The organism is Actinacidiphila yeochonensis CN732, from assembly GCF_000745345.1.
GTDB lineage: Bacteria > Actinomycetota > Actinomycetes > Streptomycetales > Streptomycetaceae > Actinacidiphila > Actinacidiphila yeochonensis.
In genome coordinates, this window is the sequence record NZ_JQNR01000005.1 from 4,508,377 (window position 1) to 4,531,716 (window position 23,340).

A 23,340-nucleotide genomic window follows, 5' to 3' on the forward strand; every position below is an offset into this window, starting at 1 on the left:
TCACGGCGAGCTGAACCACCGCGCGGTATCCGGGCCCGGGGCGCGCCGGGCCGGCCCTCCGCCCCCGGCGGGCGCCGTCTCCTGACGGGCCCGTTCGGGGCACGCGTGCCGCAGATGGTGGCCGGAAACCGCTCCCGGGACCGGCCCCCTCGTGTCGCCCGATCCGGGAGGGGGAGGATAGAGCTATGGCCACCGCCTATCACGACCGTTGGATCACCTGCACCGAGGACGCCGTCCGCATCCGCGGGTACTACTTCCCGTGGGGCAGCAAGACCGTCCCCTACTCGGCCATCAAGTCGGCCACCCGTGTTCCCCTGGGCCCGCTCACCGGCCAGGCCCGGATCTGGGGCACCGCCAACCCCACGCTGTGGGCGAACCTCGACCCCCGGCGGATACGCAAGGGCAAGGGACTGGTCCTGGACCTCGGCCACACGGTCCGCCCGTTCGTCACCCCGGACGACCCCGACGCGTTCGAGGCCGCGCTGGAGGCGCACGCCGTGCCGGTCGGCGGCGGCGGTGGCAAAGTGGTGTGAACCCCTCCTGGGGCCCGGCCCCTGGGAGACAGGCCCCGGCGGCGCCCGGCCGCCCCGGTGGCGGCCGAGCGCACAGGCGGGAGGCGGGCGCGGTGGCGCGGACGGAGGGGCACGGGGACCGGAGCGGACCGAGCACCGGCTGGGGCGCGGGACCTCGCACCGGGTCGGCCAACGCGCTCACCGACGTCGCCGGCCTGCGGGTCGGCCACGCCGAGTACACCGGCCCGGGGCAGCTGACCGGCACCACCGTCGTCCTGGCACCGCCCGGCGGCGCCGTCTGCGCGGTGGACGTGCGCGGCGGAGGCCCCGGCACCCGCGAGACGGACGCGCTGGACCCGCGGAACCTCGTCCAGCGGATCGAGGCGGTGGTCCTCACCGGCGGCAGCGCCTTCGGCCTGGACACCGCGGCCGGAGTGGCCGGGTGGCTGGAGGAGCAGGGCCGCGGTTTCCCTGTGGGCGGCGGCCACGTGGTGCCGGTGGTGCCCGCCGCGGCCCTCTTCGACCTCGGCCGCGGTGGCGACTGGACGGCCCGCCCCGACCGCGCCCTGGGCCGCGCCGCCGTGGCCGCCGCCGCGCGCCGGCCGGAGGGCGCCCGGGTGCGGCAGGGCTGCGTCGGGGCCGGCGCCGGAGCCGTCGCGGGCGGCCTCAAGGGCGGCGTCGGCACGGCCAGCCAGGTACTGGGGTCCGGGACGGTGGTGGCCGCGCTGGCCGCGGTGAACTCCTCCGGCCGGCCCGCCGACCCCGCCACCGGCGCGCTGTGGGGTGCCCAGCCGCGCTGGGCGGCGGAGTTCGGCCTCGACGGCTCCCCGCTGCCCCCGGCGGCGCTGGAGCGGGCCCGGGCCTGGACGGCCGAGCCGCCGGCGCCCCTCAACACCACGCTCGCCGTGGTGGCCACCGACGCGGACCTCACCCGCGCCCAGGCCCACAAGCTGGCCGGCGCCGCCCACGACGGCCTGGCCCGCGCCATCCGCCCGGCGCACCTGCTGACCGACGGCGACACCGTCTTCACCCTGGCCACCGGGCGCCGCTCCCTGCTGCCCGAGGGCGCCGGCCGCGAGGATCTCGTCGACCCCGCGTTCGGCGTCCACCGGGCGGCGGGCGCGCTCGACGAGATCCTGGCGGCCGGCGCCGACACCCTCACCCGCGCCGTGCTGCACGCCGTCCTCACCGCCACCACCGTCCGCGGCCCCGGCGGAACCTTCCCCAGCTACCGCGACCTGTACGGCCTGCCCGGCCCCGGGACGTGACGATCATTCACTCGCGGCCGTTCGGACGAATGACGGACTGACGAGGCGTCATATCCTGTTTCCCCGGAGGCTGGTTGCCGTCCGGGCGGTGCCGGGCGGGCGCCGGTGCGGCCGACGGGCACCGCCCCTGGACGTCGCGGCGGCCCAGGCGCCGGCGGCGGGCCGGCTCCCCGGCGTGGCGGAGCCGCCCGCGGGGCCGTGTCCGCGTGAGACTCCCGGAAGGGGCGCCGCGCGGTTGACCGGCGCGCCGCCCGGCGCCCAAGCACCTGGGGCGGCGACAGACGGAGGTGTCCGCGCGCATGGCCGCACGTGAGGCGGCGCGTCCGCGAGCCTCGGCACGGGGGCGTGGGAGAAGCTGCCCGACCGCGTCTCGCGAGGCGGCCGGCGAGCGTCCGAGGCCGTCTACGCCGGGGCGGCGGCGCGGTGCTCGGCCTGGTGCGGCGGATGCCGGTGCGCCGTGCCAGGCCGAAGAGGCCGCCCGGGAGGTGCTGATCGAGGCGTGGCGCGGCGGGGCCCGCTTCGCCCCCGGTCGCGGCAGCGCGGCCCATGGCGCTCGCGTACCGCCGGGCCGTGGACCGGGCGCGCTCCGCGCGGCGCCCGGCTCCTGCGCCGGAGCGTCACGGCGGCCCTGCCGGACGTCCGACGGCTCCCCCCGGACGCCGTCCCGGGCCGAGGCGGACCGCCCAGGACGGCGTCATCCGGTACCGATCGGGTACCCGGAAGGCGGTCCGGTACGGGTCGGGGACTCGGAAGGCCGTCCCGTACCGGTCAAGGCCGCCGACGGCCTGCCGGCGCCCGTCCGGGACCAGGAAGGCGGCGCCGGTGCCGGTGCCGGCCCCAACCGCCCCGCCGCCGGCACCGAACACCGGGGGACGGGGCCCCGCGCCCGGCCGTAGGACCGGGGACGGAGCCCGCCACACCGAACGGAGGAGTCCGGTTGCCGGAACGACGGATCGCGGTCGTGGGCTCGGGGGTCGCCGGCCTCAGCGCGGCCTACGTGCTGAGCCGCGCCCGCGCGGTCACCCTGTACGAGGCGGACGGCCGGCTCGGCGGCCACGCCCACACCCACGAGGTGACCGGCCCCGACGGGCGGCGCGTCCGCGTCGACAGCGGCTTCATCGTGCACAACACCCGCACCTACCCGCTGATGCTGCGGCTCTTCTCCGAGCTGGGCGTGGCCACCCAGGGGTCCGAGATGAGCCTGTCGGTCAGCTGCGGCGGGTGCGGGCTGGAGTACGCGGGGGCCCGCGGCCCGGGCGGCCTCTTCGCCCGCCCGAGCAGCCTGCTGCACGGCCGCCACCTGAGAATGCTGGCGACGGTGCCGGTCTTCCACCGCGCCGCCCGCGCGGCGCTGGCTTCCGGGCGCGCCGAGCGGCTCACCCTCGGCGGCTTCCTCGCCGAACGGCGCTTCCCGCCCTACTTCACGGCGCACTTCGTGAAGCCGCTGGTGGCGTCGGTGTGGTCGTGCTCCCCGGAGACGGCGATGCGCTACCCGGCCGCCTACCTGTTCCGCTTCCTGATCCACCACGGACTGCTGTCGGTCACCGGATCACCCCACTGGCGGACCGTCGTCGGCGGCTCCGCCTCCTATGTCGAGCGGATCGGCGAGCACGTCGACACCGTGCTCGCCTCGACCCCCGTACGGGCGGTGCGGCGGCTGCCCGACGGCGCGGAGGTCACCGCCGCCGACGGCACGGTCCGCCGCTACGACGGCGTGGTCGTCGCCGTCCACCCCGACCAGGCACTGCGGATGCTCGCCGACGCCACCCCCGAGGAGCGGCGGCTGCTCGGCGCGTTCCGCTACTCACGCAACGAGGCGGTGCTGCACACCGACGCCTCCGTGCTGCCCCGCGCGCCGCGCGCCCGCGCCTCCTGGAACTACGCCATGCCCTCGTGCCAGGCCCCGGCCGACCAGGTGCGGGTCAGCTACCACCTGAACCGCCTCCAGCGGCTGGACACCGCCGGGGACTACGTGGTCACCCTCAACGCCGCCGGCGCCGTCGCCCCGGACCGGGTGCTGGCCCGGATGGTGTACGAGCACCCGGTGTACACGCCGGAGTCGGTGGCCGCCCAGCCGGGCCTGCGCGGGCTGGACACACCGGTGTGCGCCTTCGCCGGCGCCTACCGCGGCTGGGGGTTCCACGAGGACGGCTGCCGCGCCGGGGTGGAGGCCGCCGCGACGCTGGGGGTGGCGTGGTGAGGGCGCCCGGCGGCCCGGGCCACCGCTTCCGGGGCCGCCCCCGGGCCAGGCCGGAGTCGCCCGTTCGGGCCAACCGCCCGCCGCCTGGCTCTACCGGTGCACGATCGCGCACGCCAGGGCCGCCCCCGTGCGCCACTCCTTCCGGCACCGCACCTACCTGTGGCTGGTGGACGTCGACCGGCCCCCGGTGCTGCCGCGCGGCCTGCGCCCGCTGGCCCGGTTCGAGCCGCGCGACCACTTCGCGGGCACGGCGCCCACCCTGCGGGCCGGACTCGACCGCTTCCTGGCCGCCCGGGACGTCGACCTGGACGGCGGACAGGTGTGGATGCTGGCCGCCGCCCGGGTGCTCGGGTACGTCTTCAACCCGCTGACGGTCTACTGGTGCCACGACCGGACGGGCGCCCTGCGCTGCGTCGTCGCCGAGGTGCACAACACCTACGGGGAGCGCCACTGCTACCTGGTGCGCCCCGACGCGCGGGGCCGCGCCGAGGTCCGCAAGGAGCTGTACGTCTCCCCGTTCAACCCCGTGGACGGCGCCTACCGGATGCGGCTGCCCGAACCCGGCGAGAGCCTGGACCTGACGGTCCAGCTGGTCCGGGACGGCGCGCCGCCGTTCACCGCCATGGTCCGGGGGACGCGCCGCGCGGCCACGCTGCCCGCGCTGCTCGCCGCGGCGGCCCGCCACCCCTGGCCGACGGCGGCGGTGGCGCTGGCCATCCGCGGCCACGGCGCCTACCTGTACCTGCGGGGCCTGCCCGTGCGGCCCCGCCCGCACCATCGCACCCAGGAGGGCATGGGATGAGCCGAACCGCCGTACACGGCCCGACGGACCCGGCCGCGGGTCCGGACGACGGCCAGGCAGCCCCGCCCTCCGGCACGGCCCCGCTCGTCCCCCGTCCGCGGACTCGCCCGCTCCCGGCCCCGAAGCCGCGCCCGCCCTCGCGGGCAAAGCCGCACCCGCGCCCGCACCCTGCCCGTCGTCCGCCGGGCAGGACCGCCCGTACGGCCGGGCCGCTGTGGACGCCGCCGCCTGGCCCGACGTGGCCCGCCTGCCGCGCGGCTCCCGTGCCCGTACGGCCGTGGCCCGGGCGCTGGTGGGCCGCGCGCTGGCCCGGCTGCCGCTGCGCGTCCAGTACCCGGACGGCTCGGTCACCGGCGGGCGCGGGCCGGTGCTGGTGCTGCGCGACCCGGCCGCCTTCCACCGGCGGATCGGCGCCGACGGCCTCATCGGGTTCGGCGAGTCGTACATGGCGGGGGAGTGGGGCGCGGACGACCTCACCGCCGTCCTGACCGCCATGGCCGAGCAGGTCGCCGAGCTGGTGCCCGGCGCCGTCCAGCGGCTGCGCGGCCTGTGGGAGCACCGCCGCCCGAGCGCCGAACGGAACACCCCCGGCGGCGCCCGCTCCAACATCCGCCGCCACTACGACCTGTCCAACGACCTCTTCGCCGCCTTCCTCGACCCCACGATGACCTATTCCGCCGCTCTCTTCGAGGAACTGCCCGGCAGCCGTGACGGGCTGGCCGCGGCACAGCGCCGCAAGATCGACAGGTTGCTCGACCTCGCCGGGGTGGGCGGGGGGACCCGGCTGCTGGAGATCGGCACCGGATGGGGCGAACTGGCGGTGCGTGCCGCCGCCCGCGGTGCCCGGGTGCGGACCGTCACCCTCTCCGCCGAGCAGCGCGCGCTGGCCGAGGCCCGGGTGGCGGCCGCCGGCCTGACCGACCGGGTCGCCGTGGAGCAGCGGGACTACCGGGAGGTGGACGGCCGGTACGACGCGGTGGTGAGCGTGGAGATGATCGAGGCCGTCGGCGTGGAGTTCTGGCCGGACTACTTCGCCGCGCTGGCCCGGCTCACCGAGCCCGGCGGACGCGTCGCCCTCCAGGCCATCACGATGCCGCACGCCCGGCTGCTCGCCACCAAGGACGCCCGCAGCTGGATCGGGAAGTACGTCTTCCCCGGCGGTGTCATCCCCTCCGTGGAGGCGATCGAGCGGACGGCCCGCGCCCACGGTCTGCGGATCGCCGACGACACCGCCTACGGCCCGCACTACGCCGAGACGCTGCGGCTGTGGCGGGAACGGTTCACCGCCGCGGCCCCGGAGGTCGCCGCGCTCGGCTTCGACGCCGTCTTCCGCCGCATGTGGGAGTTCTACCTGGCCTACTGCGAGGCCGGGTTCCGAGCCGGCTACCTGGACGTCCACCAGACGCTGCTGCTGCCCGTCGAACCGCGCGCACCCCGGACGGTCCTTCGGTGACACCCCGTCATACGCCTTCTCCAGGAGGTCAGTTCGGTCTGGGCGCGGGGGGCGGCGCGCCGTGAACGGCTACCCCTGGGCCGACCTCGCCCGCAACCTCGGCTGGGCGGCAGCGGCCTCGCTGGCCGTGATGGGGGCGACGTTCGCCGTCGGCACGGCCAAGGGTGTCCACCGGGTCGTCGACACCGCCTGGGGGCTCGCCTTCGGTGCCGTCGCCGGCGCCACCCTCGCCGCGTCGGCCGGCCACGGCGACGCCGGGCGGCGCCTGCTGGTGACCCTGGCCACCGCCGTGTGGGGGCTGCGGCTCGCGGTCCACATCGCCCGCCGCGGCCGCGGCCACGGCGAGGACCCCCGGTACGCGAGGATGCTCGCGCGGGCCCGGGGCAACCCCCACCTGTACGCGTTGCGGAAGATCTACCTCACCCAGGGCGCCCTGGTCTGGCTGGTCTCGCTGCCGGTGCAGGCCGCCGCCTACGCGCCCGGACCGCTCGGCGCGGCGGACGCGGTCGGCGGCGCCCTGTGGGCGGCCGGACTGGCCTTCGAAGCCGTGGGCGACCACCAGCTCGCCGCGTTCAGGGCCGACCCGGACAACCGGGGCAGGCTGATGGACCGCGGCCTGTGGTCCTGGACGCGGCACCCGAACTACTTCGGCGACTTCCTCGTCTGGTGGGGCCTGTACGCGGTGGCCTGCGCCTCCTGGCAGTCGGCCGCGGTCGGGGCGCTCTCGCCGCTGCTGATGGGGTATCTGCTCGTCTTCGGCAGCGGCAAGCGGCTGTTGGAGGCCCACATGGCCGACCGTCCCGGGTACGCCGCCTACCGCGCGCGGGTCAGCGGCTTCTTCCCCCGGCCGCCGCGCCGCGCCTGAACGCGCGCGCCGCGCCTCCGCCGAAACACCTGCGCGAAGGGCTCTGCCGCACCCGGGGTTTCGGCAACATCCCAGCATCATTCGGCGGTTCGGCGGTTCGGCGGTTCGGCGGTTCGGCGGTTCGGCAGTTCGGCGGTTCGTCGCGGCCGCTCGCGCGGGCGCGGTGGAGCGCGGTCCGGACCGGGGTGCGCACGTCGCGGCGCCTTCGTCCGACCTGGCCGGGGCCGGTCGCCGCGTCGACGGCGGAACTGCGGGGGCAGGGCGGGGGCGAGGCGTTTCGGGAGCCCGTTCAGGCGCCGGAGCGGATCTGTGCGCGAAGGGTTGACCGGCCGGTTGCCAGGCCCTAGGTTCACGGCAACTTGCGGGGCGTGGTTCGAAACATTCGGTCGCGCCTGGGAGCTGAAAGGGACACCTTAGTGATCAAGATGACTCGCGCCGCCACGCTGGGCGCGGCGGCCGCCGCTCTGATCGTCTCCGCGTTCGCCATCCCGTCGGCGACGGCCGGCACCCCCGGGGCGAAGCACGCGGGGGCGGCTCTCCCCGGAGCCGGTTCCCACGGGCAGCCCCGTGTGAGCACCGCCGCCGCGGACAGCCTGGGCGCGCTGGGCCTGAAGGCCGGGGTCCGCGTCGGCACCGCCGTCAACTCCGACGCCCTGGCCGCCGAGTCCGACTACAGCGGCGTCGTGGGCTCCCAGTTCACCTCCGTGACGCCCGAGAACGTCATGAAGTGGGACACCGTCGAGCCGCGGCAGGGCACGTACGACTACCAGCAGGCCGACCAGCTGGTGGCGTACGCCCAGGCCCACGGTCAGCTGGTGCGCGGCCACAACCTCGTCTGGTACAACCAGCTGCCGTCCTGGCTGACCAGCGGGAACTTCACCTCCGACCAGCTGCGGACGATCCTGCGCCAGCACATCACCAGCGAGGTCTCGCACTTCAAGGGCAAGATCTGGCAGTGGGACGTCGTCAACGAGGCGTTCAACGACGACGGCACGCTGCGCGACGACATCTGGCTGGAGAAGCTCGGCCCGGACTACATCAAGGACGCCTTCGTCTGGGCCCACGAGGCCGACCCGAAGGCCAAGCTCTACATCAACGACTACAACATCGAGGGTGTCAACGCGAAGAGCACCGCCCTCTACGACCTGGTCGGCTCGCTGCGCAAGCAGGGCGTGCCGATCCAGGGCGTCGGCATCCAGGGCCACTTGGACGTCCAGTACCCGGCCCCGCACGACATCGCGGACAACATGGGCCGCTTCGACAGGCTCGGCGTGGAGACCGCGATCACCGAGGCCGACGTACGCATCCCGCTGCCCGCCGACAGCACCAAGGTCGAGGCGCAGAACGAGGCGTACCAGACGCTGCTGGAGGGCTGCCTGCTCACCAGCCACTGCACCGACTTCACTGTGTGGGGCTTCACCGACAAGTACTCGTGGGTACCGAGCACCTTCTCCGGTGAGGGCCAGTCGAACATCTACGACGAGAACTACCAGCCGAAGACCGCCTACACGGTCCTCCAGCAGGACCTGAAGCTGGCCGCCGGCCGCCGCTGACCTCGCGGAACGCAGCCGCTCCCCGGCCCCGTACGCGCCACCTCGCGTGCGGGGCCGGCGCCTGCCGGCGGCCGAGGCGGGGCCGGGCCCGCAGCGGTCGGCCGGCGGGGAGCGGAGCCCGAGGCGGAGCCCAAGTCCGCTGGTGGCGTGTCCACTTCGACGCCGGCGCGGCCGCCCCGCTCGCCGGCGCGGCCGCGCCGGGGTCCTGGGCGGGCGCCGACTGCCCTCGTACGACGCCGGGTTCGTGGGGACGGCCGCTCCGGGGGGCGACGAGTTCCGCGTCGACCCGAAGGAGTCCCGCGGCATCGACGACGTCGGCCGCACTGCTCCGCGCTGGGTGCACCATTGCTCCAACTACCGTACGCGGTAGGGGTGTTAGCAGATTCGAGGCTCGTGGTCGAACCGGAATGGCGTCGTCAGCCGACCGGTCGAACCGCTGATCGCCGTGGCGCCTGATCGGATTCGCAACAGGTCGCCCAAAGAATGGCTTTGATCTTCTCTAAGCGGAAGTGTTAGCTTTCCGCCATGAACAGAGCAACCTCGCGCATCGTCGAGGTCCCTTCGCGCGACGGCCGCGCCGTTCTGGGCGTTCTGCTCGTGGCGCGCCTGCACGTCGATCTGTGTCGCCGCGTTTCCGCGGCCTGTCGCGCCTGACCGCGCCCCACCTCGACGCAGCGCGCCGCTGTTCTCTCCGCACGGCCGCGTCTCCCGTACGTCCTCGTCCACTTCCACCCGCGCGCCCCTACTGGAGTGTGTCCGTGTCCGCGAACACCGCCCAACCGCAGCCCGCGAAGCCCGGCTTCCGCATACCCGTGCCGTTCTGGGCCCAGGTCCTGATCGGCCTCGCCGTCGGCCTGGTCCTCGGCTTCGTCGCCCGCACCTACGACGTCGCCTGGCTCGCCACCACCCTCGACAAGGTCGGCAGCATCTTCGTCCAGCTGCTGAAGCTGGCCGTGGCGCCCATGGTCTTCTTCGCGATCATGGTGTCCATCACCAACCTGCGCAAGGTCAACAACGCGGCCCGGCTGGCCGGCCGTACCCTGCTCTGGTTCATGATCACCTCGCTGATCGCGGTCGTCATCGGCCTCGCGATCGGCCTGATCTCCAACCCGGGCTCCGGCTCCCACCTCACCCCGGCCGACGGCGCCAAGCCGCAGCACACCGGCAGCTGGCTCGACTTCCTGACCGGCATCATCCCGACGGACGTCGTCACCCCGTTCACCGAGCTGAACGTCCTGCAGATCGTCTTCATGGCGGTCGCCGCCGGCATCGCGATCCTGAAGATCGGCTCCAAGGCCCAGCCGATCCTCACCCTCTCCGAGTCCGTCCTGGAGCTGCTGCAGAAGGCCCTGTGGTGGGTGATCCTGCTCGCCCCGATCGGCTCCGCCGGCCTCATCGGCCGCGCCATCGTGCAGTACGGCTGGGACCTGCTCGACAACTACGCGACCTTCACCGCCGACATCTACATCGGCTGCGCCCTGGTCCTGTTCGGCGTCTACCCGCTCCTGCTGGCCACCGTCGCCAAGCTCAACCCGCTGCAGTTCTTCAAGGGCGCCTGGCCCGCCATCCAGCTGGCGTTCGTCTCCCGCTCCTCGGTCGGCACCATGCCGGTCACCCAGCAGTCGGCGATCCGCCTGGGTGTCCCGAAGGAGTACGTCTCCTTCGCCGTGCCGTTCGGCGCGACCACCAAGATGGACGGCTGCGCGGCCATCTACCCGGCCATCTCCGCGATCTTCGTGGCGCAGATCTTCGACGTCAGCCTGGGCGTCAAGGACTACCTGCTCATCGCCTTCGTCTCGGTGATCGGCTCGGCTGCGACCGCCGGCCTGACGGGCGCGACGGTCATGCTGACGCTGACCCTCTCCACCCTGGGCCTGCCGATGGAGGGCGTGGGCCTGCTGCTGGCGATCGACCCGATCCTGGACATGATGCGCACCGCCACCAACGTGGCCGGCCAGACCCTCGTCCCGGTCCTCGTCTCCGCCCGCGAGAACATCCTGGACCGCGCGAAGTACGACAACGCGACGGCCTCCCCGGCCGACGAGGTGGAGAGCGTCTACAGCGAGCCGCAGCGGGAATCCACCCCGGTGGCCGCCTGATCCCCCGGCGGCCTCCCGTACGGCCGCCGCTGCTCCACCTCCGCCCCGCCGGGTTCAGCCCGGCGGGGCGGAGTGCCGTCCGGGCGCCCCGCCGGGGACGGCGCCGGGCGGCGGTCAGCCGAACAGGCCGGCCAGGAAGCGGAACTGCTCCTCGGTCTGGAAACCGCCGCCGCCCTCATGGCCGTTGAACGTCCACACCGTGATGTCCTTCTCGCCCCGCCACCGGTTGTAGGCCGCGAAGACGGTCGACGGCGGGCAGACCGAATCCATCAGCGCCACCGAGAACAGCGCCGGGGCGGTCGCCCGAGCCGCCAGGTTCATCCCGTCGAAGTACTCGAGCGTGCCGAACGCCTCCTGCTCCCGGTGGCGTTGGGTGCGGCAGAAGGTGGGCAGCTCCGAGTACGGCGCCGCGGCGGTGATCTCCGCCGCCCGCCGGAAGTGGCACAGGAACGGCACGTCCACGAGCGCCGCGGCGACCTCCTGATGCAGCGCCGACGCCGCGATCGCGATGCCGCCGCCCTGGCTGGCGCCCTGGACCACGACCCGTTCGCGGTCGACCCGGGGGTGCGCCAGGGCGGTGTCCACGGCCAGCACCGCGTCGGTGAACACCCGGCGGTAGTAGTACGTCCGCGGCGACTCGATGCCACGGGTGAGGTAGCCGGCCGTGTGCGGCGCGCCGGCGGGGGCCGGGTCGGGCGTCACCGCGTGGGTCCAGCCGCCGCTGCCCTGGCCGCGGGTGTCCATCACGAGGTTGGCGTACCCGGCGGCCGACCAGGTCAGGTTCTGGTGCGGCAGGCCGCGCCCGCCGTTGTACCCGACGAACTGCACCACGCAGGGCAGCGGCCCCTCGACGTTCCTGGGCAGCAGCAGCCAGCCGCGCACCTCGTGGCCGCCGTACCCGGAGAAGGACACGTCGAAGACGTCCACCGTGCGCAGCCCGCTCTCGCACGGCTCGAACCGGGCGGGCCCGGCGAGCGCGCGGGACTCGGCGAGCGTCTGCCGCCAGAAGTCGTCGAAGTCGGCGGGCTCGCTGGGCGTCGGCCGGTAGGCGCGCAGATCGGTCAGGGGCATGTCGACGAACACGCGTGGTCCTCTCGCTTCTCGCTGTGTCGTGCTTCTCGCCGTGTCGTGGTGGGCGCGGCGGGGTGCGGCGGGCGGTCGGCAGCGCGTCCCGGCGTTTCCCGGCGGGCCGTGCTGCCGCCCCCGGTGATGGTGCCACTCATGTGCGCGGCGCACGGTCCGGGCGGCGTTCCGGTCTTCCGCAGGCGCGCGGCGCGCCGCCCGCCAGGCCCGTCGCGGCCGCGCGCGGCCGTCGGTTCAGTTCCCGGTGCCGGGCAGCGCCGGGCCGAGGACACCGGCCACCACGCGGGTGACGGCGGCCTCGTCCGGCGGCCCGGCGGTGCGGTCGGCGAACAGCAGGTGGGCGGCGCCGACCAGCGAGGGGGCCAGGGCTCCGGTGTCGGCGCCGGACGCGATCCGGCCCGCCTCCCGCTCGGCGGTGAGGTAGCGGGCGAGGGCCCGTGCGGCCTCGGTGAGGACGGGGACGCCCTTCGGCGTGGTACGGCGCAGCCGGGCGCGCACCTCGTCGCGGAAGACCACCAGGGCGACGACGGCGACGGCCACCGTGTCGAAGAGCTCGGTCAGCGCGCCGGCCACGTTGCCGACCACCGTGCCCGTTCCGGCGGCGGCGAGCAGTTCGGCGCCCCGGACCTCGGTCCGGGCGACGCGGTCCAGCACCAGCTCGGCGAGGAAGGCGTCGAAGTCGGGGAAGTGCCGGTGCAGGACGCCCTTGGCGCAGCCCGCCTCCTCCGTGACGGCGCGGCTGGTCAGCGCGCCCGGCCCGGCGCGCAGCAGGAGGCGTTCGGCCGCCGCGAACAGCTGCTCCCGTACGTCGCGGATGGCGACTCCGGTCGGCACGTGTGCCGTCCCTCCCTCCCGGCGCGCCCGTCCACCGGACCGCTGGGCTTTGACGAGTGGGCGCTCGCCCACTCATAGTGGGCGTATGCCCACCCTACCGTCGGGAGAGGACGCGCCCCACCGGCACCGGCGGATCGCGGAGTCCTTCGGCGCGGACGCGGCCCGCTACGACCGCGCCCGCCCCCGCTACCCCGACGCCCTCGTGGCCGCGGTGGCGGCCGCCGCGGCCGGCCGGGACCTGCTCGACGTCGGGTGCGGGACCGGCATCGCGGCCCGCCAGTTCCAGCAGGCCGGCTACCGGGTGCTCGGCGTCGAGCCGGACTCCCGGATGGCGGAGCTCGCGCGGCGCACGGGCGTCGAGGTGGACCTCGCCCGCTTCGAGGAATGGCGCCCGGGCGGGCGGTCGTTCGACGCGGTCACCGCCGCGCAGGCATGGCACTGGGTGGACCCGGTCGCCGGAGCCGCGGCGGCTGCCCGGGCACTGCGGCCCGGCGGGGTGCTCGCCGTGTTCTGGAACGCCTTCCAGCCGCCGCCCGGGGTCGCCGCGGCCTTCGCCGACGCGTTCGCGCGGGAGGCGCCCGACTCGCCCTTCGCCGCCGGTGCCGCCGGTGCCGCCGACCAGCGGGCCGCGGAGCCCTATCGGGCACTCGCCACCAAGGCGGTCGACGGCATCCGTGCGGCCGCGGCGTTCGAGGAGCCGGTCGAACGGCGCTTCACGTGGGAGTGGACGTACACCCGCGACGCCTGGCTGGACGTGCTGCCCACCCAGGGTTCCCTCACCCGGCTCGGCGCGGGACCGAGAGCCCGGGTGCTGGACGCGGTGGCGGCCGCCGTCGACGCGATCGGCGGCGCCTTCACCATGCCGTACACGACGGTGGCCGTCATGGCGCGCCGCTTCGGCGCGGGCGGGTGATGAGGGACGCTCACCAGGTGGGGACGAAGCCCCCGTCGATCAGGAAGTCGCTGCCCGTGACGTTGAGGGAGGCGTCGCCGGCGAGGAAGAGGACCAGGTCGGCCACCTCCTCGGGCCGGCTGAAGCGCCCGGTCACCGTGGCGGCGGCGGCCTGCGCGACCACGTCGTCCGGGCTCCCGCCGGTCGCCGCCGAGACCGTCCGCGCGACCCCGCCGCCGCCCAGCCACAGATCGGTCTCCACCGGCCCCGGGCTCACCGTGTTGACGCGGACGCCGCGCCCGCCCACCTCCTTCGACAGCGCCTTGCAGAACGCCACCAGAGCCGCCTTGCCGGCGCTGTAGTCGACCACCAGCGGGTCCGGGAGGCGGGCGTTGACCGAGCCGATGGCGACCACCGAGCCGGCCCCGGCCGCGAGCATCAGCGGCAGGGCCGCGCGGGTCACGCGGACCGCCGCCATCAGGTTCAGCTCCAGCGACGCCCGCCACGCGTCGTCCCCGACCTCCAGGAAGCCGCCCGGGCGCGGCGGCGCGGTGCCGACGTTGTTGACCAGGACGTCCACCCGGCCGCCCGCGGCCTCGACCAGCTCTGCCGCGCCCTCGGCCCGGGCCAGGTCCACCGGCACCCACACCACCCGGCCGCCGCTGCGGTCGACCAGCTCGCCCAACGCGTCGGAGCGGGTGCGCGAGCCGGCCAGCACGGTCGCCCCCGCACCCGCCAGCGCGGCGGCGACGGCCAGCCCGATGCCCCGGCTGGCGCCCGTCACCACGGCGGTCCTGCCGTGCAGCCCGCCGCCGGCGCCCGTACCCGTCTCCGCCCGCTCAGGGCCCCGCTCGTCCGTACCCGTGCCCGTGCCCGCCATGACCGCTGCCCGCCTTCCGCGGCCGTGCCGCGCCGTTCCGGTGTCCGTCCGTTCGCGGTATCCGTCCTGCTCGCATCCTGGGTCCCGCCGTGGCCGCCCGCCGCGTGCCGGGCTCCGTCCGGGGGAACGGCGGGCACGGCTCCGGGCACCGGCCGGGCGAGTCCCGCGGTCGGCCACCGGAGCCGTTGATACGTTTCATCCGCACGGTGGGCCGCTTCGACGGCGGGTCGAGAGCGAGCCGAGAGAGCTGGCGGAGAGCAGGCCGACGGAGTTGACGGACGGTCAACTACGGTCCTGTAGGCGGAATGTGACCCCATGGCTGCGGTGGATGGCGGCCAGAGGGGGGAGCGGGCCGGGATCAGGCCGGGGCGGGTTCACCCGCCGCGGCGGCCGCGCGGCCCAGCACCCCGGCCGGGTCCGGATCGGCCTGCAGCGCCCGCAGGAGCAGCAGCCACATGTCCCGCAGCCGCTTCTCGATCAGCGCCCGCCCGTCGAGCGCGTCGGAGATCGTGTGCAGGCCGAAGAAGGCGTAGACCACGGTGAGCGCCGCGGCCTCCGGTGCCACGTCCGCGGCCAGTTCGCCCTCGGCCGCCGCCTCCCGCAGCAGCTCCGCCACCGTGTCCGTCCAGGCGCCGAAGGGCCCCGGCACCGGGGCGTCGATCGCCTTGCGCTCCATCCACAGGCGGGACCCGGCGCGCACCACCACGTCGTCGCGGAACGCCCGCGCCACGCTGAAGCTCAGGGCCACGAGCTTCTCCAGCGCGGAGCCGCGCGCGGCCCGGACGCCGGCGATCATCTCCGGCCAGGTGCCCAGGGTGGCCTCGACCACGGCCAGCGCCAGCCGCTCCTTGTTGGCGAAGTGGAAGTAGATCGCGCCGCTGGTGCGGCCCGAGCGGGCGCTGATGTCACTGATGCTGGTACCGGCGTACCCGCGTTCCTCGAAGAGCTCCGCCGCGGCCTCCACCAGAAACCTGCGCGTCGCCTCGGCCCGTTCCTGCACGTCCACTCCGCCTGCCGCCGCTGTGCCAACGGGCAGACAATCTAGCGCCTCCGTCGGGGGTGTCGGGCCGTAAGTCGGGACAATCCGGGTGCGTATCAGCCGAATGCGGGTTTCTCTGGTCGTATGACGAATACGGTCGGCGCTCCACCCGCCCCGGGCCGTCGGAAGGGCCTGAGCTGGTCCCGCACGGTTCCCCGCGAACTGGTGCACCGCACCTCCGTGGCGGAGGTCCTGCTCACCGACGTACGGCGTACGGCGGCCGGGATGTTCGAGGCGGCCGCCTGCTGGCCGCGTTCGCACAGCACCTTCCCCGCCGACGGCAGCGACCTGCACAGCCCGCTGCTGGTGGTGGAGACGCTACGCCAGCTCGGCATCTACCTGCCGTTGCGCTGGTTCGGCGTGTCACCGGCCGCCCACATGGTCATCGCCGACGTGTTCTTCGCCCTGATGGCCGAGCGGGAGCCGCGAGCCGGGCACGGCGGCAGCGAGGTGGCCTGCACGGTGGCCGTCGGCGGCGTCCGGCGGCACGCCGACGGCTCGCTCGCCGGGCTCCGCCTCGACGTGGAGTTCCGCGCCCACGGACGCGCCTTCGCCCGGGCCGGGGGCGGCGCCCGGTTCCTCGCCCCGGACCGCTACGCCGCCGTGCGCGCAGGCCGGTTCGGCGCCCTTCAGCCGCCGCCAGGTGCCGGCGGCCGGCCCCACCCGGACCTGCTGGCCGTCTCCCGCCGGGCCGACGTGGTGGTCTCCCGGCGGGCCGGGGTCCTCGTCGTCGACCCGGCCGACCCCCGCCACCCGTTCTACTTCGACCACCCGAGCGACCACGTCCCGGGCATGGTGCTGCTGGAGGCCGCACGGCAGGCGGCGGCCGAGGCCAGCGGCGGAACGCTGCTGCGCCCCACCTCCGGCAGGCTGGTCGCCGAACACTTCACCGAATACCTGCCGGCCGCCCGGGTCGAGGCCGTACCGCACCACCACACCTGCGTCTTCCGGGTCCGCCAGGGCACGGCCCGCACCGCCTACGGGGTGCTGGGGTACGGGTTCTGACCGCGCGGCGCCGGGCCCGGGGCGCACCCGCTACGGGAGCAGCGCCAGAGCCTCGGCCAGGTTGTGCTCCACGATGCCGCGCATGAACGCGCGGTCGGGGAAGTCGCCGTCCAGCAGCCGCAACGGCCCGGCCACCAGGGACAGGCGCATCGCCAGCATGTAGAGCTCCGTCCGCCGCGGGTCGAGACCGGGCACAGCGAGGGCGGCGTAGTGGGGGCCGAAGCGGATACGCAGGAAGACGTGCTCCCACTCGCTGTCGAAGTACATCAGGTTGTCGATGTCGATGAGGACGGCCCGCCCCTCGTCGTCCACCAGCACGTGGTCCGGGCCGAGCTCCCCGTGCGCCAGGCCGTACCGGGCGCGGGGCACCACCCGGCCGCGCGACTCCCGCAGCAGGGCGTCGAGCCGGTCGCGGACGGCGGCGATCCGGGGGTCGCGACCGGCCGCCTCCGCCAGGTCGCCCAGGGCGCGGTCGAACACCCGCTGCTCGCACGACTCGGCGCGCGCCGCGCCGCCCCGCTCCACCAGGTCCACCCGGCCGAACCGGGGTGCGGTCCGACCCCGCATCAGGTCGAGGGTGCGGGCCAGGTCCGCCAGCACGGAAGCGGCGCGCTCCGGGTCCGCGGTGAGCAGCCGCTCCAGGGTGCCGCCCCGGATGTCCTCGACGACGGCGGTCTCCACCGGGCCCCGCACTCCGGCGCCGTCCGCCGACAGCAGCTCCGGCATCCGCGCCCCGGCCTCCTCCAGGGCGCGCCGGGCTGCCAGGTACGGGGCCAGCCCCGAGGCCGCGGCGAACGGGTCCGACGGGTCGTCAACGTTCCCGCCCGGCCAGAAGTTCTCCTCGTCGGCCCACCGGTAGACGATCACACTGCGCGGTCCCGACCCGTCGAGGCGGACCCGGTAGACGCCCTTCTTGCTCCCGGCGGGCAGGCGTTCGACCCCGGCGACGACACGCCCGGTGCCCAGCGCCTTCCGCACCGTCTCCGACAGTTCCCCGTACTCCGCGAATGTGCGCATCCGGGGACCCTACCGGCGTCCCGTCCGCTCCCCGCGCCGGATTCAGGCGCGCGTCCGCCCGCTGCCGCATCACCCGTTCGGCCGAAGCGCGCGGCTGATTCTTCGAGCGCTTCGCGAGCCGCGGCGGAGCTGCTTCGGCGTACCGAGCGGCAGTGCGAACGAAACAAGGCCCACCAGGGAGTTTCGTGGGTGTTGCGGCGGCTTTTCGGGGGCGGCTTGGGGGCGGACGGCGTGCTCGGCGCGCGGGGGCGCGCGCCACCAGTACGCCATGTGACATTGCGCGGTTGCTTGACCACGCGGCGTCGCGGTCAATACCGTAACGATCGTTACGTTCTCGGTGGACGCCGGGGAACGGCGCCTTCCGGGCGGCCGCCCTCCGGCCGCGCCCACCGGGAGCCCGCCGCCGCTCGGCCCCCGAGGGCCAACCCCGTGGAGCCGCGCGCACGCGGGCCATTCGCCGCCGGGTCGCGCCCGTCCCCACCCGCGCGTCCGGCACTCTCGAACGGACCTCCCCCCAGTGACTCACTCACCCCTTTTCTCCTGGACCCCGGCAGCGGTCGTCTTCGACTGCGACGGCACCCTGATGGACACCGAACGGCACTGGCAGGACGCCCGCGAGCGGGCCCTGCGCGAGTACGGCCTCACCGCCGCGCCCGGCTTCGCCGAGCGCGCCAAGGGCCTGCACTACACCGAGTGCGGCGAGATGATGGCCGCCGAGTCCGACCGCCCCGACCTGACCACGGAGCTCACCTCCGCCCTGCTCGCCCACTTCCGCGCCCTGGTGTCGGCCCACCCGCGCACCATGCCCGGGGCGCCCGAACTGGTCGCGGAGGCGGCCACGTCCGCACCGCTGGCGGTGGCCAGCAACTGCCCGCTGGAGGTGGTGGAGGCCTGCCTGTCCACCGCCGGGCTGCTGGCCTACTTCGACCACATCGTGGTGCCCGACGGCGGCGCCGTCCGCCCCAAGCCCGCCCCGGACGTCTACCTCACCGCCGCGCGGCTGTGCGGCGCGGAGCCGGCCGACTGCCTCGCCGTGGAGGACTCGGCGTGCGGGGTACGGGCCGCGGTGCAGGCGGGCCTGCGGGTGCTCGGTGTCGGGCCCTGGCCCGGCGAGGACCTCGCGGAGAGCGTCGACCTGTGGGTCGAGCGCCTCGACGACCCGGCGGTCACCGCGTGGGCCTGCCGGGGCGAGGCCATCGAGCTCGCCCACTGACACCCCGTCACACGCGTCGGACCAGCAGCCGGTCCACCTCCCTCCCCACGGCTCCTTCGACTGTCGCACGGCTTCGCCGTCTGCCCAGTGCGCCCGCCGAAGGACACCAGGCCCGAGCCGCACCCCGGCTCGGGCCGCCACCCGGGGCTGCGGGGCGGCACGGCGCACGGGCCGACCAAGGACGGACCCGGGCCGGTCCGCGCCCGGGTCCCGCGAGGGCGCGCCGCCGCGTCCGGTTCCCCCGGCCGGACGTCGACGGTGTGCCACCCCGGCTCTCCGGGGCCGACACCGGAGAGCCGGGGGGCGGCCGCCGCCCCCGGCGGCCGATGCCCGCACCGACCGGCCCTGGAGCGGGCACCCCGTACCGGTCCAGGGTCTGCCGGGCATCCCGGTTCTGGTTCACGCGCCCGACGACGTCGCGGGCCGGCGAACCGGCACCGGCCCCGGGCGCCCGCCCGGGGCCGCGCGGTCCGGCCGACCGCCGTGAGGCGCCCTCTGCCGGGCGGCCTCGCGGGACCGGCCCGGCGGCGGCCCCTGCCGGAGCCGCCGCCCTGCCGGGCCGGGGGACCGGCGTCCGCTCCGCCCAGGACCCGACCCGCGAGGGTCGGACTTCGGGAGGGGCGGACGCCCTGGTTCCCGGACCGCCGAACGGGTCAGCTCAGCAGCTGCGCCAGCGTCGTGACCGGCCCCCGGCGGCGGTGAAGAGCAGGCCCACGCCCATGGCGCCCGGGTCGGGCACGCCCGCGGCCCGGTCGCCCAGGTAGCTGGCCCGCCCCCGGCGCGCGGTGAGCCGGGCGGTGCTGCGCACGCCCTCCCAGGCGGCGTCCGCGGCCCGGCCCAGCGCCTCGCGGGGATCACTGCCGGCCGGCTCCGCCTGGAGCGCGGCCGCCGCCGGCGCCAGCGCGTCCACCAGCGTCTTGTCTCCCACGGACGCCTCGCCCACCCGCTGTATGGCCGCGAGCCCGCGGCCCACGCCCAGGGCGAGCGCGGCCGTCGGGTCCGAGCCGCCGGAGCGGTCCCCGCGGCCGTCCGTCGCGGCCACCGCCAGCGCCAGCTCCTGGAAGAGCAGCCCGAACAGCGGCCCGCTGGTACCGCCGACCTCGTCGAGGAACGCGGACGCGGCGGCGTTGAGCGGCCAGGCCGCGGCCGTGGGAACGTGCGGGCCGCCGCCCGGGCTCGGGCTGTCCGCCCCGACGGTGCCGCCGCCCCGGGTGAGGAACGACCGGGACTGCGAGGCCCCGCCGCCGCGGTCAGGCCCTGGCTGTCGCCGGTACCGGCGACAGCGGGCCCCGGTGCCGCGACGCCGACCGCCGCGGCACCGCCGGCGCCCGCCTCCGTGAGCAGCCGCAGCGCCGCCTGCACCCCGGCCAGCAGGTTCGCGCCGAAGTCGCCGTCGCCGACCCGCTGGTCCAGCGAGGTGAGCTCCGCCTCCGTCGAGGCGGCACTGGCCGCGAAGGCACGCACCCACGCGTCGGTGAAGTCCGCGAAGCCGCAGCCCTTCCGCGTCGCCGACACCGGCCTGGAACGGCGTGCGGAGGAGGCCGGCCCGGCGGCCGGCAGCGACACCGGGCCCGTCACGCGGCCCCCCGCCGTTCCGGACAGCGGTTGGGCCGAGGATCCGGTCAGGGGTTCGGGCACGGGTTCGGGCAGCGGCTGTGACATGCGCTCGGACATGGCGACTCCCGTCGTCGGGCGGTACCCCGCAGGGCGGGGCGGCGCCGGTGGGCATCACGGATGCCGGTCTCGGGGACGGCCCCCGGCCTGGCCGGCCGGGGACGGGAAGGGGCGCGCCGCCGCGGGCGGCGGCACGGTCGCCCCGCGCCGGACCGCTCAGCGCGGCCCGGCTGCCGGGGCCTCGGCGGCGCACCAGCCGGGCGCGGCGGCGGGCGCGTCGTAGAACCGGAGGACGGTGTCGTCCGCGTCCATCAGGGTGAGCGAGAAGCCGCGCATGTCCAGCGCGGTGACGAAGTCGCCGACCAGGGTGCGCACCGTGGCGGCGCCGCGCTTGTCGAGCAGGGCCACCACCTCGTGCAGCGCCGCGTACAGCTCCATGCGGGTGGTGCCGCCCAGTCCGTTGACCAGCACCACCAGGCGCGAGCGGGGCCCCACGTCCAGCGCGTCGGCCAATGCGCCGACCATCTCCTCGGCCAGTGCCCGCAACGGGCGCTCGGGCAGGGTGCGGCGGGCCCGCTCGCCGTGGATGCCGACGCCGTACTCCAGCACACCCGGCGGCAGCTCGAAGGCGGGCAGGCCCGTCGCGGGGGAGGTGTGGGCGGCCGAGGCCACCGCGATGCTGCGGCAGCGGGCGGCCAGCGCGGTGCCGTACTCCGCCAGCTCGGCCAGGCCCATCCCGGAGTCCGCCGCGGCGCCGAGCACCTTCTCCACCAGCACGGCCGCGCCGGTGCCGCGGCGGCCGGTGGCCGCGTCCTCGATGTCGGTGGCGACGTCGTCGTCGATCAGTACCCGGGCGCATTCGATGCCCTCGTGGGCGAGGCGCTCGGCCGCGATGCCGAAGTTGATCCGGTCACCGGTGTAGTTCTTCACCAGGTGCAGCACGCCCTCCGGGCCGGCCACCGCGCGGGAGGCGGCGAGGATCTGCCGGTTGTGCGGCGAGGCGAAGACCCGGCCGGGGCAGGCGGCGTCCAGCATGCCGGTGCCCACGTAGCCGATGTGCAGCGGTTCGTGGCCGGAGCCGCCGCCGGACACCAGCCCCACCCGGCGGGACGGGGCGGTCCGCCGGGCGCGCAGATAGCCGTCGCGCTCGTCCCACGTGACGGTGTCCGCGTGGGCGAAGGCGAAGCCGGCCAGCGCGTCTCCCACCAGATCATCCAGAGCATTGGCGAAGTACAGGCCCATGGCACGACCTCCTGAACCCTCATGCTGAGTGCTCCCGCCCACCCCGGCAACCGCACCCCGGACGCACCCGCGGTCCCGCCGCGCAACCGGTCCGCCGCCGGCCTGCCCCCGGCCGGCGTCCGCTGACACCTCGCCGCCCCTGTCGCGGCGGCGGGAGCCCTTCGGGCCCGGCGCCGTCGGCGGTCCCGTCCGCTCCGGCCGCGCACCCGGTCCTGCCCGTCGTCCGCCGCTGGCCCGATGCCGTCCTGCCGCGCTCCCGACGCCGTCCTGCCGCGCTTCCGGCGCTGTCCCGCGCCGTCTCCTGTCTCCGTCTCCGTCCCCGGTCCCGGCCCGTCCGCCGACCCACCGAGGCGGCCGGGCCTGTCCGCCATCGGGGTGTACGGGACCGTCGGCCGGGCGGCCGGGATGATGCTCAAACATAACTTGACTTCTCAACTAAGCCGCTCCTAGGGTGTTGATTGAGACTTGAATTTCTTTCCCCTGAGGAGCACCTATGACCACTCTGTTCCGGCTCGACGCCAGCATCAGCATCGAGGGCTCGCACAGCCGCGGGCTGGCCGACGTAGTCGAGGCCGAGTGGACGGCGGCGGGGTCCGGCGACACCGTCATCCGGCGTGACCTCGGTCGCGCCCCGCTGTCCGCGACGACCTGGGCGACCGCTGCCTTCGCCGGTTACACCGCTCCCGAGGCGCGTACCGCCGAGCAGCAGCAGGCGCTGGCCGTGGCCGCCGAGCTGGCCGACGAGCTGATCGCCGCCGACGCCTTCCTCTTCGCCGTGCCGCTGTACAACTTCAACGTCTCCTCGCACTTCAAGGCGTGGGTCGACACCGTGCTCACCGACCCGCGCTTCGCCCCCGGCGGCGAGCAGGTGCTCGCCGGCCGTCCGACCGTGCTGGTCACCAGCCGCGGCGGCGCGTACGGCGAGGGCACCCCGCGGGCCGGCTGGGACCACGCCACCCCGTGGATCCAGCGGATCCTGTCCGACGTGTGGGGCCTGGACGTCGTCACCGTCGAGAAGGAGTTCACCCTCGTCGGCGTGAACCCGGCGCTCGACCAGTTCGCCGAGCTGGCCGCGAAGATGCACGCGGCCGCCGAGGCGGACGCCCGTGCCCAGGGCCAGGCGCTGGGCGCGCGCGTCAGCGCGTAACACCTCCGGTGCCACCTCGGCCCGCGCCGGTTCCGTCCGGCGCGGGCCGACGTGCGTCCGCGGGCGACATCCGGGCGGCCGTGTCGGCACGGCCCGCGTCGGCCTGTCCGTGTCGGCACGGCCCGCGTCAGGCTGTCCGCGTCGGCCGACCCGCGTCCGCCGGCCTGCGCGCCCGCGGCGCGGACCGCTCCGGCCGCTGACCCGCGCCACCCGGGGCGCGGCGGGTCAGCGGCCCAGCGCGCGGGCCAGCTCGTCCTTGCTCATGTGCGAGCGTCCCTCGACCCCGCGCCGGCGGGCCTCGTCGTAGAGCTGGTCGCGGGTCGGGCCGCCTGTGCCGGTGTGGGAGCGCAGACCGCCGCGGCGCCCGGAGGACAGGTCCTGCGTGGACGTGCGACTCGCGCTGCGGGACTCGCCGCTGCGCGCCCGCTCCTTGTTCACGGTGCGCGCGGCGATCTCCTCAGCCCGCTCCCGCGACCCGCCGCGCGACGCGACACTCTCCTTGATGTGCTCGTACTGGCGTTCCCGCTTGGCGTCGGAACCCCTGGGCATGCTGAGCGCCTCCCGTCCCCGAGCCCGTGTGCCGTCGTGGCCGAGGACGCGCGGGCCCCGGCCGACGTGATCC

The 23,340-nt window shown here is 75.7% G+C and carries 20 protein-coding genes and 1 pseudogene; 13 read left to right on the plus strand and 8 right to left on the minus strand.

Features of this window, described 5'->3' with window-relative positions; translation table 11 throughout:
* Positions 1-185: 185 nt before the first annotated feature.
* From BS72_RS30290 to BS72_RS30330, 9 genes and pseudogenes are all read left to right on the plus strand, one after another.
* Complete coding sequence (locus BS72_RS30290) at positions 186-533, plus strand: PH domain-containing protein (RefSeq protein ID WP_051951843.1); 348 nt, start codon at positions 186-188, stop codon at positions 531-533.
* A 194-nt stretch (positions 534-727) separates the two neighbouring features.
* Entirely contained in the window at positions 728-1,780 is a 1,053-nt protein-coding gene (locus BS72_RS30295) for a P1 family peptidase (protein ID WP_063836217.1), read from the plus strand.
* A gap of 937 nt (positions 1,781-2,717) precedes the next feature.
* A complete protein-coding gene (locus tag BS72_RS30305) occupies positions 2,718-3,980 on the plus strand; it encodes an NAD(P)/FAD-dependent oxidoreductase (RefSeq protein ID WP_037915046.1) in 1,263 nt (420 codons plus the stop codon).
* An 88-nt stretch (positions 3,981-4,068) separates the two neighbouring features.
* Positions 4,069-4,782: pseudogene (locus BS72_RS30310) on the plus strand (DUF1365 domain-containing protein); the annotation flags it as partial.
* A 214-nt stretch (positions 4,783-4,996) separates the two neighbouring features.
* Positions 4,997-6,235 (plus strand): SAM-dependent methyltransferase, encoded by a 1,239-nt coding sequence (locus BS72_RS30315; protein WP_051951844.1) that lies wholly within the window; start codon positions 4,997-4,999, stop codon positions 6,233-6,235.
* 61 nt (positions 6,236-6,296) lie between these two features.
* Positions 6,297-7,100: a DUF1295 domain-containing protein gene (locus tag BS72_RS30320; protein ID WP_037915049.1), complete on the plus strand. Its 804-nt coding sequence runs from the start codon at positions 6,297-6,299 to the stop codon at positions 7,098-7,100.
* Positions 7,101-7,516: 416 nt separating this feature from the next.
* Positions 7,517-8,653, plus strand: a complete 1,137-nt coding sequence (locus tag BS72_RS30325; protein WP_232792580.1) for an endo-1,4-beta-xylanase — start codon at positions 7,517-7,519, stop codon at positions 8,651-8,653.
* 525 nt (positions 8,654-9,178) lie between these two features.
* Positions 9,179-9,307, plus strand: coding sequence for a hypothetical protein (locus tag BS72_RS39355; RefSeq protein WP_265736815.1), 129 nt, complete (start codon positions 9,179-9,181; stop codon positions 9,305-9,307).
* A 104-nt stretch (positions 9,308-9,411) separates the two neighbouring features.
* The gene (locus BS72_RS30330; protein WP_037915051.1) at positions 9,412-10,752 is read left to right on the plus strand and encodes a dicarboxylate/amino acid:cation symporter; all 1,341 of its coding nucleotides are present in this window, start codon (positions 9,412-9,414) and stop codon (positions 10,750-10,752) included.
* Between the two features lie 114 nt (positions 10,753-10,866).
* On the opposite strand, the gene BS72_RS30335 is transcribed toward BS72_RS30330, so the two are convergent.
* Together BS72_RS30335 and BS72_RS30340 are read right to left on the minus strand one after the other, a co-directional pair.
* Complete coding sequence (locus BS72_RS30335; RefSeq protein WP_322942547.1) at positions 10,867-11,835, minus strand: acetylxylan esterase; 969 nt, start codon at positions 11,833-11,835, stop codon at positions 10,867-10,869.
* Positions 11,836-12,069: 234 nt separating this feature from the next.
* Entirely contained in the window at positions 12,070-12,669 is a 600-nt protein-coding gene (locus BS72_RS30340; protein ID WP_037915052.1) for a TetR/AcrR family transcriptional regulator, read from the minus strand.
* 85 nt (positions 12,670-12,754) lie between these two features.
* Here BS72_RS30340 and BS72_RS30345 point away from each other — a divergent pair, with 85 nt between their 5' ends.
* Complete coding sequence (locus BS72_RS30345) at positions 12,755-13,582, plus strand: class I SAM-dependent methyltransferase (RefSeq protein ID WP_037915054.1); 828 nt, start codon at positions 12,755-12,757, stop codon at positions 13,580-13,582.
* Positions 13,583-13,592: 10 nt separating this feature from the next.
* Here BS72_RS30345 and BS72_RS30350 read toward each other — a convergent pair whose 3' ends face one another.
* The gene (locus tag BS72_RS30350; RefSeq protein WP_078901758.1) at positions 13,593-14,441 is read right to left on the minus strand and encodes an SDR family NAD(P)-dependent oxidoreductase; all 849 of its coding nucleotides are present in this window, start codon (positions 14,439-14,441) and stop codon (positions 13,593-13,595) included.
* A gap of 358 nt (positions 14,442-14,799) precedes the next feature.
* Positions 14,800-15,441 (minus strand): ScbR family autoregulator-binding transcription factor, encoded by a 642-nt coding sequence (locus BS72_RS30355; protein WP_037915055.1) that lies wholly within the window; start codon positions 15,439-15,441, stop codon positions 14,800-14,802.
* Positions 15,442-15,564: 123 nt separating this feature from the next.
* On the opposite strand from BS72_RS30355, the gene BS72_RS30360 reads away from it, so the two are divergent.
* The gene (locus BS72_RS30360) at positions 15,565-16,485 is read left to right on the plus strand and encodes a ScbA/BarX family gamma-butyrolactone biosynthesis protein (RefSeq protein WP_063836170.1); all 921 of its coding nucleotides are present in this window, start codon (positions 15,565-15,567) and stop codon (positions 16,483-16,485) included.
* A 30-nt stretch (positions 16,486-16,515) separates the two neighbouring features.
* Here BS72_RS30360 and BS72_RS30365 read toward each other — a convergent pair whose 3' ends face one another.
* Positions 16,516-17,502, minus strand: coding sequence for a phosphotransferase (locus tag BS72_RS30365; protein WP_037915057.1), 987 nt, complete (start codon positions 17,500-17,502; stop codon positions 16,516-16,518).
* A 517-nt stretch (positions 17,503-18,019) separates the two neighbouring features.
* Between BS72_RS30365 and BS72_RS30370 the strand changes: the two genes are divergently transcribed.
* Entirely contained in the window at positions 18,020-18,715 is a 696-nt protein-coding gene (locus BS72_RS30370; RefSeq protein WP_037915059.1) for an HAD family hydrolase, read from the plus strand.
* A 658-nt stretch (positions 18,716-19,373) separates the two neighbouring features.
* Here the strand turns inward: BS72_RS30370 and BS72_RS40105 are convergent.
* Both BS72_RS40105 and BS72_RS30385 read right to left on the minus strand, forming a co-directional pair.
* A complete protein-coding gene (locus tag BS72_RS40105) occupies positions 19,374-20,444 on the minus strand; it encodes a DAK2 domain-containing protein (RefSeq protein ID WP_078901948.1) in 1,071 nt (356 codons plus the stop codon).
* Between the two features lie 101 nt (positions 20,445-20,545).
* Entirely contained in the window at positions 20,546-21,571 is a 1,026-nt protein-coding gene (locus BS72_RS30385; protein ID WP_051951847.1) for a dihydroxyacetone kinase subunit DhaK, read from the minus strand.
* A 493-nt stretch (positions 21,572-22,064) separates the two neighbouring features.
* On the opposite strand from BS72_RS30385, the gene BS72_RS30390 reads away from it, so the two are divergent.
* Positions 22,065-22,718, plus strand: coding sequence for an FMN-dependent NADH-azoreductase (locus BS72_RS30390; protein WP_037915062.1), 654 nt, complete (start codon positions 22,065-22,067; stop codon positions 22,716-22,718).
* Positions 22,719-22,943: 225 nt separating this feature from the next.
* Here the strand turns inward: BS72_RS30390 and BS72_RS30395 are convergent, their stop codons facing one another.
* Positions 22,944-23,267, minus strand: coding sequence for a hypothetical protein (locus BS72_RS30395; RefSeq protein ID WP_037915064.1), 324 nt, complete (start codon positions 23,265-23,267; stop codon positions 22,944-22,946).
* Positions 23,268-23,340 lie beyond the last annotated feature (73 nt).

Coding starts and splice junctions, on each gene's coding strand:
- BS72_RS30395 (WP_037915064.1), bottom strand. CDS start 23,267: ATGCCCAGGGGTTCCGACGCCAAGCGGGAACGCCAGTACGAGCACATC.
- BS72_RS30365 (WP_037915057.1), bottom strand. CDS start 17,502: ATGCGCACATTCGCGGAGTACGGGGAACTGTCGGAGACGGTGCGGAAG.
- BS72_RS40105 (WP_078901948.1), bottom strand. CDS start 20,444: ATGCCCACCGGCGCCGCCCCGCCCTGCGGGGTACCGCCCGACGACGGG.
- BS72_RS30390 (WP_037915062.1), top strand. CDS start 22,065: ATGACCACTCTGTTCCGGCTCGACGCCAGCATCAGCATCGAGGGCTCG.
- BS72_RS30385 (WP_051951847.1), bottom strand. CDS start 21,571: ATGGGCCTGTACTTCGCCAATGCTCTGGATGATCTGGTGGGAGACGCG.
- BS72_RS30345 (WP_037915054.1), top strand. CDS start 12,755: ATGCCCACCCTACCGTCGGGAGAGGACGCGCCCCACCGGCACCGGCGG.
- BS72_RS39355 (WP_265736815.1), top strand. CDS start 9,179: ATGAACAGAGCAACCTCGCGCATCGTCGAGGTCCCTTCGCGCGACGGC.
- BS72_RS30290 (WP_051951843.1), top strand. CDS start 186: ATGGCCACCGCCTATCACGACCGTTGGATCACCTGCACCGAGGACGCC.
- BS72_RS30360 (WP_063836170.1), top strand. CDS start 15,565: ATGACGAATACGGTCGGCGCTCCACCCGCCCCGGGCCGTCGGAAGGGC.
- BS72_RS30350 (WP_078901758.1), bottom strand. CDS start 14,441: ATGGCGGGCACGGGCACGGGTACGGACGAGCGGGGCCCTGAGCGGGCG.